Annotated in this window: 11 protein-coding genes and 2 pseudogenes; 5 read left to right on the top strand and 8 right to left on the bottom strand. The window is 72.2% G+C overall.

The annotated features are described in order from the left end of the window. Positions 1-10: 10 nt before the first annotated feature. Positions 11-865 carry a hypothetical protein gene (locus tag OG992_RS15330; protein WP_266303563.1) on the bottom strand — a complete coding sequence of 285 codons (855 nt, stop codon included), beginning with the start codon at positions 863-865 and terminating at the stop codon, positions 11-13. 180 nt (positions 866-1,045) lie between these two features. On the opposite strand from OG992_RS15330, the gene OG992_RS15325 reads away from it, so the two are divergent. Beyond that, on the top strand, positions 1,046-1,681 hold the full coding sequence (locus tag OG992_RS15325) for a hypothetical protein (protein ID WP_238683466.1): 636 nt from the start codon (positions 1,046-1,048) through the stop codon (positions 1,679-1,681). A 5-nt stretch (positions 1,682-1,686) separates the two neighbouring features. On the opposite strand, the gene OG992_RS15320 is transcribed toward OG992_RS15325, so the two are convergent. Together OG992_RS15320 and OG992_RS15315 are read right to left on the bottom strand one after the other, a co-directional pair. Further along, positions 1,687-2,055, bottom strand: coding sequence for a DUF4180 domain-containing protein (locus OG992_RS15320; RefSeq protein WP_238683465.1), 369 nt, complete (start codon positions 2,053-2,055; stop codon positions 1,687-1,689). Then, a complete protein-coding gene (locus OG992_RS15315; RefSeq protein WP_266303562.1) occupies positions 2,048-2,500 on the bottom strand; it encodes a helix-turn-helix domain-containing protein in 453 nt (150 codons plus the stop codon). The genes OG992_RS15320 and OG992_RS15315 overlap by 8 nt, the downstream gene beginning before the upstream one ends. A 168-nt stretch (positions 2,501-2,668) precedes the next feature. On the opposite strand from OG992_RS15315, the gene OG992_RS15310 reads away from it, so the two are divergent. Then, complete coding sequence (locus OG992_RS15310) at positions 2,669-5,962, top strand: AAA family ATPase (protein WP_266303561.1); 3,294 nt, start codon at positions 2,669-2,671, stop codon at positions 5,960-5,962. A gap of 159 nt (positions 5,963-6,121) precedes the next feature. On the opposite strand, the gene OG992_RS15305 is transcribed toward OG992_RS15310, so the two are convergent. Genes OG992_RS15305 through OG992_RS15295 form a run of 3 tightly spaced genes read right to left on the bottom strand, consistent with a single transcriptional unit; the run spans position 6,122 to position 8,571 of the window. Beyond that, positions 6,122-6,979 (bottom strand): ABC transporter permease, encoded by an 858-nt coding sequence (locus OG992_RS15305; protein WP_266303560.1) that lies wholly within the window; start codon positions 6,977-6,979, stop codon positions 6,122-6,124. Further along, complete coding sequence (locus tag OG992_RS15300; RefSeq protein ID WP_238683461.1) at positions 6,976-7,989, bottom strand: ATP-binding cassette domain-containing protein; 1,014 nt, start codon at positions 7,987-7,989, stop codon at positions 6,976-6,978. Before OG992_RS15300 ends, OG992_RS15305 begins: the two co-directional genes overlap by 4 nt. A 27-nt stretch (positions 7,990-8,016) precedes the next feature. After that, the gene (locus OG992_RS15295; protein ID WP_238683460.1) at positions 8,017-8,571 is read right to left on the bottom strand and encodes an NADPH-dependent FMN reductase; all 555 of its coding nucleotides are present in this window, start codon (positions 8,569-8,571) and stop codon (positions 8,017-8,019) included. A gap of 130 nt (positions 8,572-8,701) precedes the next feature. Between OG992_RS15295 and OG992_RS15290 the strand changes: the two genes are divergently transcribed. Beyond that, positions 8,702-9,217, top strand: coding sequence for a GNAT family N-acetyltransferase (locus OG992_RS15290; RefSeq protein WP_238683459.1), 516 nt, complete (start codon positions 8,702-8,704; stop codon positions 9,215-9,217). Between the two features lie 25 nt (positions 9,218-9,242). Here the strand turns inward: OG992_RS15290 and OG992_RS15285 are convergent, their stop codons facing one another. After that, positions 9,243-10,229: an aldo/keto reductase gene (locus OG992_RS15285; RefSeq protein WP_238683458.1), complete on the bottom strand. Its 987-nt coding sequence runs from the start codon at positions 10,227-10,229 to the stop codon at positions 9,243-9,245. Positions 10,230-10,243: 14 nt separating this feature from the next. Between OG992_RS15285 and OG992_RS33800 the strand changes: the two are divergent. Then, positions 10,244-10,381, top strand: a pseudogene (locus OG992_RS33800) (transcriptional regulator); the annotation flags it as partial. Between the two features lie 150 nt (positions 10,382-10,531). Here the strand turns inward: OG992_RS33800 and OG992_RS15275 are convergent. Then, positions 10,532-11,065 (bottom strand): annotated as a pseudogene (locus OG992_RS15275) (DUF5937 family protein); the annotation flags it as partial. A 475-nt stretch (positions 11,066-11,540) separates the two neighbouring features. Here OG992_RS15275 and OG992_RS15270 point away from each other — a divergent pair. Then, positions 11,541-12,071, top strand: coding sequence for a nuclear transport factor 2 family protein (locus tag OG992_RS15270; RefSeq protein WP_238683457.1), 531 nt, complete (start codon positions 11,541-11,543; stop codon positions 12,069-12,071). Positions 12,072-12,109: the final 38 nt, after the last annotated feature.

The raw sequence follows: 12,109 nt of genomic DNA, 5'->3' as shown, positions 1-12,109 counted from the left end.
TCGTCCGGCTTCACGGGTTCCAGTAGACGAGGACGCTGGCCTGGTCGAAGCGGCGCTCCTTCAGGTCCGCACGCTGGATCACCCAGTGGATGCTCGCGCCGCCCTGTCTGCCGCCGTGGAACTCGGCCAGCACAACCCAGTCACCAGGGTCGGGTGTCCCACCATCGCGCCCCGACCCGTCGTCGCCGGAGCGGCCCGAGGGGTTGGCGCCCAACCACGCGGGGTTGAAACCGTTGCAGTCAGTGCCGTAGCCGCCCAACAGCAGCGGCGTCGTCCCGTCTTCATAGGAGAACGGGCCGTCGGGCACCTTGCCCAGGACGTCCTTCCACACGTCGGTCAGCTCTTCGAACGGGGGATCTCCCGGCAGCGGCGGAGACCACGGGGGCCCCGGGATCGTCTTGACGTAGGGCAGCGAGATGTCGACAGTGAGGTGCAGATCGCCCTGCGGGATCTCCGCGTAGACCTCGGCGAACTCCTCGTCGTCCGGTGGGAAGCCCGGCGGGTACTGCTCCCGTTCCTCGACCGCCACGCCTGCCGGCACGTACCTGACCTCGCCCCAGCCACTTTCCTCGGGCCAGCCGAACAGCAGCAGTTGGCCGTCGGACGGCAGTGGAAGGTCGGTCACGTCTGCCGGAAGGGCAGCGCAGTCGATGGTGGCGATCAAGGGGTACTCGGGGTCCTCGGCGTCGGCCGGAAGCATCACCGGCCCACGGATGGCGCCCACTACCGGCCCGTCACCCCTCTGCGTCAGGAAGGCGGACGGGCGGGCGAGCCCCAGCCAGCGCTCCACGTCGGCGGCGGGGATGCCGCGGCGCAGCGCCCCGGCGCGGACCTGATCGATGATTTTCACGTTTCGGGGAAGCACGGGAGCACCGTAGGTCAGCAGTGCGACGTTTCTCGACCCCGCCGGATGCTGGCTGCCCGCAAGAAAGGCGCACCTGCAATCGATACCGCGATTTGCCGTCGGCGGGCGGCAGGGGGAAGCACCCGACCATAGCGTCCGAATCGCAGGGTTCCGCGAGCGCGCGATCTGAGGGAGGCGACCATGCAGACGACCGAAGGTGTGGTGTTACCGGGGGAGCGGACCCCAGTCACAGTGAACGTCGACCGCTGGCGGGCGGGGCTACCGCCGCAGGCATGGCCCGAGGGCCTTCCGGTAACCGGCGTGATCTGGCGGCGCGACGTCTTCGCGGTGGCCGACGCGTACCGGGCGGGGTCCGCGAGCCCACGTCAACTACTGACGGCAGTGCTGGTCTGGGCCTACGGACCCATCGGGTACGGCCCGTGGCGCGCCGCCAGGTCGCTCGACGCCGATCCCGACGGCAAACGCCTGGCGTACGCGCTGGAAGAGGTGTCCACGCCAGCGCCCGACGAGGCCGCGCTGTGTACGGCGTACCGCCGCTTCCGCGACCCCGATCACGCTCGCCTGCCCTGGTTGGGGCCGGGCCTGTTCACGAAGGTCCTCTACTTCGTCGGCTACCGGCGAGGGGTGGGCGGCGTGCAGCCCCTGATCCTCGACCGTGTCGTGGCCGGCCTGCTCCCTGCCGAGGCGGGTGTCGGTCGGCGCAACGGCTGGTCGTCCGAGCAGTGGCTGGCCTACCTGCGGTGGGCGGCCGAGCAGGCTCGGGCCCGGGGAGTGGAGCCGGACGCGGTGCAGATGGCGGTCGTGCCCGAGAGGTGAGGTGGCTATCGGGCGCCGCGGAGGCGTGCGTCGAGCGCGTCGAGGTCGGGGACGAACCAGATCTGCCCGCCCTGGTTCGACTCGTGCACCAGGGCGCGCAACGCTGAACTCTCCGCGAGCTGCGCCGAGATGTCGCCGACGACGGCCAGCCGCACCCGGTAGTTGACGAACTTCTGCATCACGTCACCGGCGAAGCGGGTGCCCAGCGTGAAGAAGCGCGCGTCGAGTCGGTTGGCCGGCACGGCCACCACCTGGGCGCCGAGGAACGCCGCCCCGATCAGGTCCAGCGCGTCCTGCTCGGTGGCCACCGGCGGCCCCGCCGGGTCGCAGACCAGCACCGGCACTCCGGCCCGTTCCTGGATCTCGTCAGGCATCGTGAACCTCCCGGTCGAGCAGGCCGTTGTCGGCGTTGAGCACGGCGTCGAGCAGGTGCAGCAACTCGGCGGTGGCGGCCGGGTCACCCAGGATGATGATCTTCAGGCGGTGGCGCTGCTCGTCGTGCACGGTCTGCACCCGCAGCGGGTTGGCCTGGTCGTGGCCGGTGTTGGCGCTGGTGAGCACGAGCGTGCCGAGCCGGTCGGCGGCGGCCCTGTCGACACCGTCGATCTGGACGATGCTCGACACCTCCGCCTGTCTGGCGACGCCGGGCGTGGTCGGGGCCTGGCCGGTCAGCGCGTCGAGATCGCTGGCGGCGATCCGGTACTGCTTGCCGATCCGCACCCCGCGCAGCCGGCCCGAGCGGATGTAGCCGCGCACGGTGCGCACATGCAGGTTGAGCCGGTCGGCCACCTGCTCAACTGAGTACACTTCTTCCGTCATCGCTCCCTACGCTACCCGAATAGGGAAGCATAGGGAGCGATGGGATCGACTCGTTTACGGCATCAGCTCCAAAGGCTCCGAACACACCTGCGTCAGCGAGACCCAGCGAGGCGTTCGGCCGGTTAACACGCCCGCGCTGTCGGACGGTTCCAGTACCGTCTGGAAACCATGAACGCGCTCGGCGACGCCATCATCGGGCGGGATCACCCCGCGGGTCTGCTGCGCGCCGAGCTGGATCGCGCCACCACCAGCCACGGCGGTCTCGCCCTGGTCACCGGCGAGCCGGGCATCGGCAAGACGACACTCGTCACGTCGGCGGCCCGCGAGGCCCGGCAGCGAGGCGCGCTGGTGCTCGGCGCCGCCTGCTGGGATTCCGACAGCGCCCCCGGCTACTGGCCGTGGGTGCAGGTGCTGCGTGCCCTACGGCGCTCCGCCGACGACTGGGCGGTGGCACGGCAGTCCGCCGAGCCGGCCCTCGCGGCCCTGCTCGGCCAGTCCGGCGCCGGCGGCGACCAGGCCGGTCGCCTCGTCAGTTGGGCCGGCATCGACCCCGGCCCCGACGCCGCCGACCAGGAGGCGTTCGCGCTGTACGACGCGGTTACCGCAGCCCTGGTCGCCGTCTCCCAGCACCGGCCGGTAGTGGTCGTCCTCGACGACCTGCACTGGGCCGACCCGGCCTCGCTGCGGTTGCTGAGCTTCGCCGCCCAGCACACCTGGTTCGAGCGGCTCCTGCTGATCGGCACCTACCGCGACGCCGAGGTCGAGTCGGGCGAGCATCCGCTGCGTCCGCTGCTGATGCCGCTGGTCGCGAAGGCCACCACGATCACCCTCACCGGTTTCACCCGCGACGAGGTCGCCGCACTGATGACCCGGACCGCCGGCCGGGAGCCCGAGGCCAGCCTTGTCGACGAGGTGCACCGGCGCACCGGTGGCAACCCGTTCTTCGTCGAGCAGACCGCGCGGCTGTGGCACGCCGACGACGCGGTCGGCACGATCGCACCCGGCGTACGGGAGGCGGTGCGCCGCCGCCTGGCCCAACTGCCCGCCGCCGTGGTGGAGGCGCTGACCGTCGCCGCCGTACTGGGTCGCGAGTTCCACCGTCAGGTCCTCGCGGCCTGCGCGGCCGCACCCGCGGCGCAGGTCGACCGGCTGCTCGACCGGGCGGTGACCGCCCGACTGGTGGTCGCCCGGGGCGGTGGCCGCTTCGCCTTCGCCCACGACCTGGTCCGCGAAACCCTCTACGACGGGCTGACCGACGACGACCGGCGGGCCCGGCACGGCGCTGTCGTCAGGGCGGTCGACGACCTGCGGGAGCTCACCGACCGGCTGATCCCGGCCGACCTCGCCCGCCACGCCTACCTGGCCGGCCCCGCGCTCGACCGGGCCCGGGTGGCCACGCTGCTGGTCGCCGCCGGGCGGGACGCGTTTGCCCGGCTGGCCGGCGACGAGGCGGCGGTGCACTTCCGCCGAGCCCTCGAGGTCGTCGAAGACCCGGCACAACGAGTGCGGATCCTCGTCGAGTTCGCCGAGTCGCACTATCACCACGCCCGCCGCGAAGAGGTCACCCGACTACTGACCGAGGCCGCCACGCTGGCCCGTTCACTCGACGAACCGGTGTTGCTGGCCCGGGTCGCGCTCACAGTGAACCGCTCCCGCCAGGTCGATACCGCCCAGTCGCTCGAGGCGGCGGAGTTGGTGCGCGAGGCGTACCGCCGGTTGATCGGCGAACCGGACGCCAGCGCGCCGGTCGGCGCCCTGGTCGCGGACCTGATCACCGCCAGCGAGACGATCGCCCGTCGAGGGCAGGACGATGAGGCGCTCACCTTCAGCCTCTGGGCCCGCCACGACACGACCTGGGGGCTGGGCACCGCCGCGACCCGAGCCGCGCTCACCGCCGAGATCCGAGACGTGGCCCGGCGGACGGGCGACCGGGAGACCGAGCTGTGGGCCACCTCGCTGCGCTGGGTGGCGCTGCTGGAGCTGGGCGACCCTCGCTTCGCCGAGGAGCTCACCACCTTCGTCGACGCCGAACGGCAGGGTGACTTCGCCCGGCACCGGATGGCCGCGGCCGTCGACAGCGGGATCATCGCGGCGTTCCAGGGTGACTTCGCCACTGCCGACGAGCGGTTCGCCATCCTCACCGACCAAACCGACCCGGGTCACACCGACTTCGGGTTCATGGGCCACCACCTGCGCTGGTCCCGCCTGCTGCTCCAGGGTCGGGTCGCCGAGGCCGCCGTGCTGGTGGACGGGCTGGCCCCGATCGACTACCCCTACCGGGAGCTGCTGCGGGCGATCACCGCGGCCGAACGGGGTGACGGCGAGACGGCGATCCGGCTGACCGCCGGCATCGAGGTCGGCGCCATCCGGTACCCGCGCCCGGTGTCACCGCTCTGGCTACGGTTACGCGCGCAGGCCGCCGCCGCGTCCGCCGACCCGAAGCGCTGCGACGCCGCTCGGGCCGCGTTGGCCCCGCACCGCGGAGAGTGGACGGTAGGGCTCTTCGGCTGCGACATCAGTGGCCCCGTCGACCACTGGCTGGCGCTGATCGACGCCGCCCAGGAACGCTGGGACGACGCCATCGCCGGCTTCGCCGCCGCTCGGGACTCCGCCGACCGGCTGGGCTCGCGACCCTGGTCGCTGCTCGCCCGCACCGGCCTCGTGAACGCCCTCGCCGGTCGAGGTCACCCGGGCGACTCCGCGACGTCGACCGCGTTGCGCGCCGCCGCCATCCAGGAGGCGACAGCCCTCGGCATGACGCAGGTGCTCCACCGGCTCGCCGCCCCGACAGCCCTCGACGCCGACGTCCCGGCCCAGGCCGCCGGGTCGGCCCAGGCTGCCGCGCCTGGCCAGGCTGCCGGGTCGGGCCAGGCTGTCGCGCCCGGCCGGGCCGCGCCGGTCGCGGCTGCGGTCGAGGGGTACGAGTTTCGGCGCGACGGGCCGGTCTGGCAGCTCGCGTACGAGGGTGTCGTCGTGCACCTGCCCGACGCCAAGGGCCTACACGACCTGCACCTGCTGCTCAGCCGTCCCGGCAGCGACGTGCCCGCCGTGGAGTTGCTCGACCCGGCGGCCGGGCCGGAGCTGGTCGCCGCCCGCCGGTTGGGCGCCGACCCGGTCCTCGACGATGAGGCGAAGGCCCGCTACCGGCGGCACCTGGCCCGCCTCGACGAGGAGATCGACCGGGCCGCCGCCCGCGACGACGACCAGAAGGTGGCCAAGCTGGACGCTGAGCGGGGTGCGTTGCTCGACGAGCTGCGTGCTGCGGCCGGGCTGGCCGGCCGAAGCCGCCGACTGGGCGACGAGGCCGAACGGGCCCGCAAGACGGTGACCGCGCGAATCCGCGACACGTTCCGCAAGCTCGACGACCGGCACCCGGCGCTGGCGAGCCACCTGCGCGACGCCGTCTCCACAGGCACCACCTGCCGCTACCTGCCCCCCGGGCCGCTGCCCTGGAAGCTCTAACCCCACCCCACCCCACCCCGCTCCACCCCACCCCAGCCCTCCGCGATCTTGCACTTTCGGTCGCCGGTTCAGGTGGATTCGCCACCTTTGTCGGGACAGTAAGTGCAAGATCGCGGGGGCGGGGCGGGGCGGGGCGGGGCGGGGCGGGGCGGGGTGGGGTTAGCGGCGGTTGTACCTGTACATGGTCAGGGTGCCGAAGACCAGGACGAAGCCGGCGCTCCAGAGCAGCAGCCACATCGTGGCCGACGGGTCCGACTCGCCGCTCATCGCTCCGCGGATCGCGGCCACCAGTTGCGTCACCGGGTTGACCTTCACGAACGCCTGGAGCCAGCCGGGCATGGTGCTCGGCTCGACGAAGACGTTGCTCAGGAACGTCAGCGGGAACAGCACCATCATGCTGACCCCCATCACCGACTTCTCGCTGCGCAGGATCAGGCCGAAGAACGTCCACACCCAGGAGAACGCGAACGAGAAGACCACCAGCAGCCCGATCCCGACGACAGCCCCGACCACCCCGCCTTCGGGGCGGAACCCGAGCACCAGCCCGAGCCCCAGGATCACCACGGCGGCGAGGATGTAGCGCAGCACGTCGCCGAAGATCATGCCGACCAGGGCGGCCGGGCGCCAGATGGGCAGCGTCCGGAACCGGTCGAAGATGCCCTTCTCGATGTCGGTGTTGAGGCCGATGCCGGTGTACATGGTGATCATGACGACGCTGGTCACCATGATGCCGGGCAGGAAGAACTGCAGATACTCGCGCGGGCTGCCGGCGAGGGCGCCACCGAACAGGTACGTGAACATCAGCACCATGATGATCGGGAACGCGGTTACGTCGAAGAGCTGCTCCGGCACGTGCTTGATCTTCAGCATGGCCCGCCAGCCGAAGGTGAGCGACGCGCCCAGCGCGCTCGGCCGGGGCGGTCGGGAACCGGGCGCGAGCACTGTCGCCAGCGCCTCGGCGGACGGGACGTAGACGGTCGGCGCCCGTTCGGTAGTGGTGGTGGTGGTGTCGCTCATCGGGCTGCCTCCAGCTCGTCGTCGCGCTCGTCGGTCGGCACGGCGGGGTGGTCGGTCAGGGCCAGGAAGACCTCGTCCAGGCTCGGCTGGCCGAGGGAGAAGTTGTCGACCACGATGCCGGCGCGGGCCAGGTCGCCGAGCACGCGAGCGGCCTGGGAGCTGGCGTCGAGGTCGGTGCCGGCCTCGCCGACGCGGGCGGTCAACGCCACCGGATCGGCGGCGAGCTGCACCGGTACGTCGAGTGCCTCCCGGAGCACCCGCTCCGCCTCGGGGCGCTGAGCGGGGTCGCGCAGTCGCAGGTGGACGGTGCCGGAGCCGATCGACGACTTCAACTCACCAGGGGTGCCCTCCGCGATCACCCGGCCGTTGTCGACGACAGCGATCCGTCCCGCGAGCTGGTCGGCCTCGTCGAGGTACTGGGTGGTCAGCAGCACCGTCGTGCCGTGCGACACCACCGCCCGGACGATCTCCCACACCTGGTTGCGGCTGCGCGGGTCGAGGCCGGTCGTCGGCTCGTCGAGGAAGAGCAGATCCGGGGTGTTCAGGATGCTGGCGGCGATGTCGATGCGTCGCCGCATCCCGCCCGAGTACTTCTTCACCTGGCGGTCACTCGCCTCGGTCAGACCGAACGCGGCCAGCAGGGCCGCGGCGCGCTCCCGAGCGGCCGGCTTGCGCAGGCCGAGCAGGCGGGCGAGGAGCACCAGGTTCTCCGTGCCGGTCAGGTCCTCGTCGACGGAGGCGTACTGGCCGGTGAGGCTGACCCGGGAACGGACCTTGTCGGCCTCGGTGACCACGTCGTGCCCGAAGACCCGGGCCGAGCCGCCGTCGGGTCGCAGCAACGTGGCGAGCACCCGGACCGCTGTGGTCTTGCCCGCGCCGTTCGGGCCGAGCAGACCGTAGACGGTGCCGGCGGGCACCTGGAGGTCGATGCCGGCCAGCGCCCGGGTGTCCCCGAACGAGCGGGTGAGCCCCTCGGCCTCGATGGCCAGACCGGTGGTGCGTCTACTCATGATCCTTACCTTTCGTGTTGGACGTGTTCAGGAGACGTAGGGTCGAGCCGCCCGGCCGTCGCGCAGTGCCAGACCCCACCAGCGCAGCTGGTCGAGCAGGACGCCGACGTCGCGTTGCCGTTCGTCGGTGCACTGGGCGGTCGGCTCGCCGGCGAGCAGGTCGATCCCGACGACGTCGCGCACCGTCATCGCGTGCAGTGCGGTGAAGACGGTACGTAGTTGGTCGACCGCGTGCTGGCCGGTGGAGCGACAGCCGTACGACACGAAGCCGACCGCTTTGGCCTGCCATTCGTCGTACGCGTAGTCGATGGCTTGTTTCAAGGGCGCCGGGAAGCTGTGGTTGTACTCGGGGGTGACCACGACGAACGCGTCCGCCCGGCCCACCTCGCGGACGAACGCCCGGATGGACGCGGTCGGCTCGGCGGGGTAGGTGGCCGGGAAGTCGTACTCGGTCAGGTCAACGACAGTCACCGCCAGGTCGTCGTGCCGCACGGCCTGCTCGACGAACCAGGCCGCCAGCCGGTCGCCGACCCGTCCCTCCCGGGTGCTGCCGACGATCACGGCGATCCGCAACTGTGCCATGGGCCACCTCCCTTCCACACTGAAGGCGCGAGGTGACGTCACGCGCCCGCTAGATCCGATCTAGCGGGCGCGGTTCGGGGCGAAATGTCGGTGGGATCCGCTTGACTGGGGGTCGACGAACGGGGGCGCGATGGCACAGGTACGCATCGAGCCGTGGCACGAGGACGACCTCGACCTGCTGCGGCAGCTCAACTCACCGGACACCCGCAAGCACACCGGCGGCCCGGAGACCGACGAGCAGGTGCTCGCCCGGCACGACCGTTACGTGCACTTCTCGGGCACCGAGCAGGGCTGCATGTTCACGCTGGTGCTGGCGGACGGGGTGCGGGCGGGCAGCGTCGGCTACTGGGCCCGCGAGTGGCGCGACCAGCCGGTGTACGAGCTGGGCTGGGCGGTGCTGCCCGCGTACCGGGGGCAGGGGCTGGCGACCGCGGCGGTGCGCGCCGTGGTGGACGTGGCTCGCGCCCGACGGGACCGGCACTACGCCCACGCCTACCCCTCGGTCGACAATCCCGCCTCGAACGCTGTGTGCCGCAAGGCAGGCTTCACGCTGCTCGGCGAGACCGGTTTCGAATACCCGCCGGGGCAGATGATGCGGGCCAACGACTGGCAGCTCGACCTGACCGCCCCACCGACGGTGAGCTGAGGTCGGCGGGGCGGCCGGTGACAGGTCACCAGGTGGTGTCGAGGCGGTGCCGTTGCTCGGCGGTCAGCTCCAGGTCGACCGCTGCCAGGCTCTCCTCCAACTGCGCCACCGACGAGGCGCCCACCAGCGGAATGGACGGCAGCTCCCCGCCCAGCAGCCAGGCGAGCACCACCTGGTTGACGGTAGCGCCGCTCTGCTCAGCCACCTCCCGCAGCGCGGCCAGTCGCCGTGGCGCGCTCGGCAGGTCGTACGCCGAGCTGAGGGGCTTGTCCGCCCTGGTGAACGCCCCCTTGAGCAGCGGTGAGTACGCCACCAGGGTCAACTCGGGCTCGGCCCGCAGGTAGCTGAGCAGGTCACCGCTGACACCGCCCGGCTCGCCGTCCGGGTCCAGTTCGCTGATCAGGTCGGTGCGGTTCGGCAGGTAACTGCGGTGGTACTGGAGCACCTCGTACCCCGGCAGGCCGGCGGCGGCGGCCAACGCGCGGGCCCGCTCCACCCGCCAGGCCCGGTGGTTGCTGGCGCCCAGCAGACCCACGGTGCCCTCGGCGACCAGCTCGGCGAAGCCCTCCACGGTCTCCTGGAGCGGCACGGTTCGGTCCTCGATGTGCGCGTAGAGCAGGTCCAGCCGCTCCACCCCGAGCCGTTCCCGGCTGCGCTCCGCGGACTCACGGATCACCTTGGCGGAGAGGCCCTCGGCGTTGTCCAGGTAGCTGGTCCCCGGGGCCAGCGGTCGGGCGCCCAGCTTGGTGGCGATGACGATCTCGGCGCCGACGCCCCGGCTGCGCCGCCACCGGCCGAGCAGCTCCTCGCTCTGCCCGCCCTGCCCGCCGTCCACCCAGAACGCGTAGTTGTCCGACGTGTCGATGAATGTGCCGCCGGCCTCGACGTACCGGTCGAGGATCGCGTACGAGGTGGCCTCGTCGGTGGCGCTGCCGAAGAGCATCGCGCCGAGGCTGAGCACGCTGACCTCGCGCCGGGTCGCCGGGTCGGCGCCGATTGTGCGGTACCGCATGGGGGTCTCCTCTCGTGCGCCCTACCGGTGGGCGCACGAGTCACAGTGCCGGCTGGAGCGCACTCCAGGTCAAGCGCTCAGTGGCGGACCTGCGGGCCGCCTACGGCCGTTACCCGGCCGACCCGGCGATCCGTGAGCTGGTCACCGAGCTGCTCGGTATCTCGCCCCGGTTCGCGCGGCTGTGGGCGGAGCACGACGTCGCGGGTCGCGCCCTGACCTGGCCGGCAGCCGACCAGCCCGTCCCCGTGGTCGGACCGCCGGTAGAGCACGCTGTGCCGCTCCCTGGTGCGCACCACCAGACCGGAGCGCAACAGCACCCCCAGGTGGTAGGAGACGGTGGCCGGGGCCAGCCGGTGGCGCTCGCTGAGCTGCCCGGTGGACCGGGGCACGTCCAGGTCCGCCAGGATGGCCGCCCGGCTCGCACCGACCAGGTCACCGAGCCGACCCGCCCGGCGCTGGTCCGCCCGTCCGGCGCCGACCGGGTAGACCAGCACGGCGTTGCCCTCGTCGCAGAGCTGGGTGGACACCTGGGGCCAGGCCAGCGCGGACGGCGCGAGCACCAGCTCCGCGTCGGTCAGCGCCGTGGTGATCCGGTACGAGCTGTCGATGGTCAGCGACCTGCCGGTCCAGCCGACCTTCGGGTGCAGGCCGTTCAGCATGCTGCCCACCCCGGCGGTGGCCATCGCGGTGGCCCGCACGGCCAGTTCGGCCTCCAGCGTGGCCCGCACCGCCGGCCACTGCTCGGCGAGCGAGGTCCGCCAGAAGTGCCGCAGCCCATCGGTGACCCGCCGGGCGAGGGTGCCGTCCTCGACCGCCGCGCGGACCCGCGTCGGCATCGGGCCCGTCGGGAACCGCTCGTTCACCTGCGTCGCCACCTCGTTGGCAGGGGTCGCCGCCATGGCCGCCAACTGCTGCTCGAAGATCGCGTCGAGCGGGCCCAGCGGCGGCTTCGGCGTGAGCAGGTCCGGCGTGTAGCCGACCCGGCCGGGCGGGGTCACCAGCTCCGCGACCAGGGCTACGTCGGGGTGCCGCAGCGCGGCGCGGGCGGCCGGACCGGGATCGCCGTGCACCGGATGCCCGAATCGCGAGAGCGCGGCCCGCAGCCAGGACGTCACCTCCCAGGCCGGCGAGATCGCCAACCGGAGCCGGGCGAGGCTCGAACCGTCCAGATGCGTGACCATCACAGCGCGGATCGTACAAGCGGTGGCATCGATGTGCCGTCCGCATTCGAGTGGGTTCGAATCACTGGCCGACTGCGTCGCTGGCCGGGTTGGCTGCGACGGCAACACCACCCCTCCTGAGGAGAAACCGATGCGCCCACCCGCCTCCGCCCGTCCCGCCGGCCGGCTCGGCCGCACGATCGCCCTGCTCGGGCTCACCGCCGGCCTCCTCGCCGCCGCTCCTGCCGCGGTGTCGGCCGCCACCCCCGGCCCGGGCGACACCACAACCGGGGACGCGACGGCCCACGGCTGCGAGCGCGCCTTCGACCGCGCCGTCCGGGCGTACGTGGAGACCACCGCCCGGCGCGACCTGGACGGCTTCGCCGCGCTGCTGCACCCCGAGGTCACTTCCGTCTTCGCCTCCGACGGAGAGGTGCTCGACGGCAAACGGGCCACCGTGGACTGGCTGCGCGGGTTCTTCGCCGACGATTCCTGGACCCAGTCGTTCAGTGTGGCCAAACGGACCGTGGTGGGCTGCCGGACCGGGTTCGTGCTGTTCGACTCCGTCTACGCGGTGCCGGCCACCGGCACCAGGGTGCCGCTGTTGATCGGGGTCAGCTACACGTACCAGCACGGCCGGTGGCTTGTGCTGCAGAACCAGGACTCCGTGGGTCGCGTCTGACCAGGGGGGTCGCATCGGGGGGAGGGGCGGGCGCCACC

It is taken from the genome of Micromonospora sp. NBC_00362, assembly GCF_026342155.1.
GTDB lineage: Bacteria > Actinomycetota > Actinomycetes > Mycobacteriales > Micromonosporaceae > Micromonospora > Micromonospora hortensis.
Note: the sequence above shows the minus strand (reverse complement) of the source record. Positions and strands in the feature narration are given on the sequence as shown.

Excerpts from the sequence above, each read along its gene's own strand:
- OG992_RS15270 (WP_238683457.1), top strand. The coding sequence starts at position 11,541 with ATGCGCCCACCCGCCTCCGCCCGTCCCGCCGGCCGGCTCGGCCGCACG.
- OG992_RS15305 (WP_266303560.1), bottom strand. The coding sequence starts at position 6,979 with ATGAGCGACACCACCACCACCACTACCGAACGGGCGCCGACCGTCTAC.
- OG992_RS15320 (WP_238683465.1), bottom strand. The coding sequence starts at position 2,055 with ATGCCTGACGAGATCCAGGAACGGGCCGGAGTGCCGGTGCTGGTCTGC.
- OG992_RS15300 (WP_238683461.1), bottom strand. The coding sequence starts at position 7,989 with ATGAGTAGACGCACCACCGGTCTGGCCATCGAGGCCGAGGGGCTCACC.
- OG992_RS15295 (WP_238683460.1), bottom strand. The coding sequence starts at position 8,571 with ATGGCACAGTTGCGGATCGCCGTGATCGTCGGCAGCACCCGGGAGGGA.
- OG992_RS15310 (WP_266303561.1), top strand. The coding sequence starts at position 2,669 with ATGAACGCGCTCGGCGACGCCATCATCGGGCGGGATCACCCCGCGGGT.
- OG992_RS15315 (WP_266303562.1), bottom strand. The coding sequence starts at position 2,500 with ATGACGGAAGAAGTGTACTCAGTTGAGCAGGTGGCCGACCGGCTCAAC.
- OG992_RS15325 (WP_238683466.1), top strand. The coding sequence starts at position 1,046 with ATGCAGACGACCGAAGGTGTGGTGTTACCGGGGGAGCGGACCCCAGTC.
- OG992_RS15285 (WP_238683458.1), bottom strand. The coding sequence starts at position 10,229 with ATGCGGTACCGCACAATCGGCGCCGACCCGGCGACCCGGCGCGAGGTC.
- OG992_RS15290 (WP_238683459.1), top strand. The coding sequence starts at position 8,702 with ATGGCACAGGTACGCATCGAGCCGTGGCACGAGGACGACCTCGACCTG.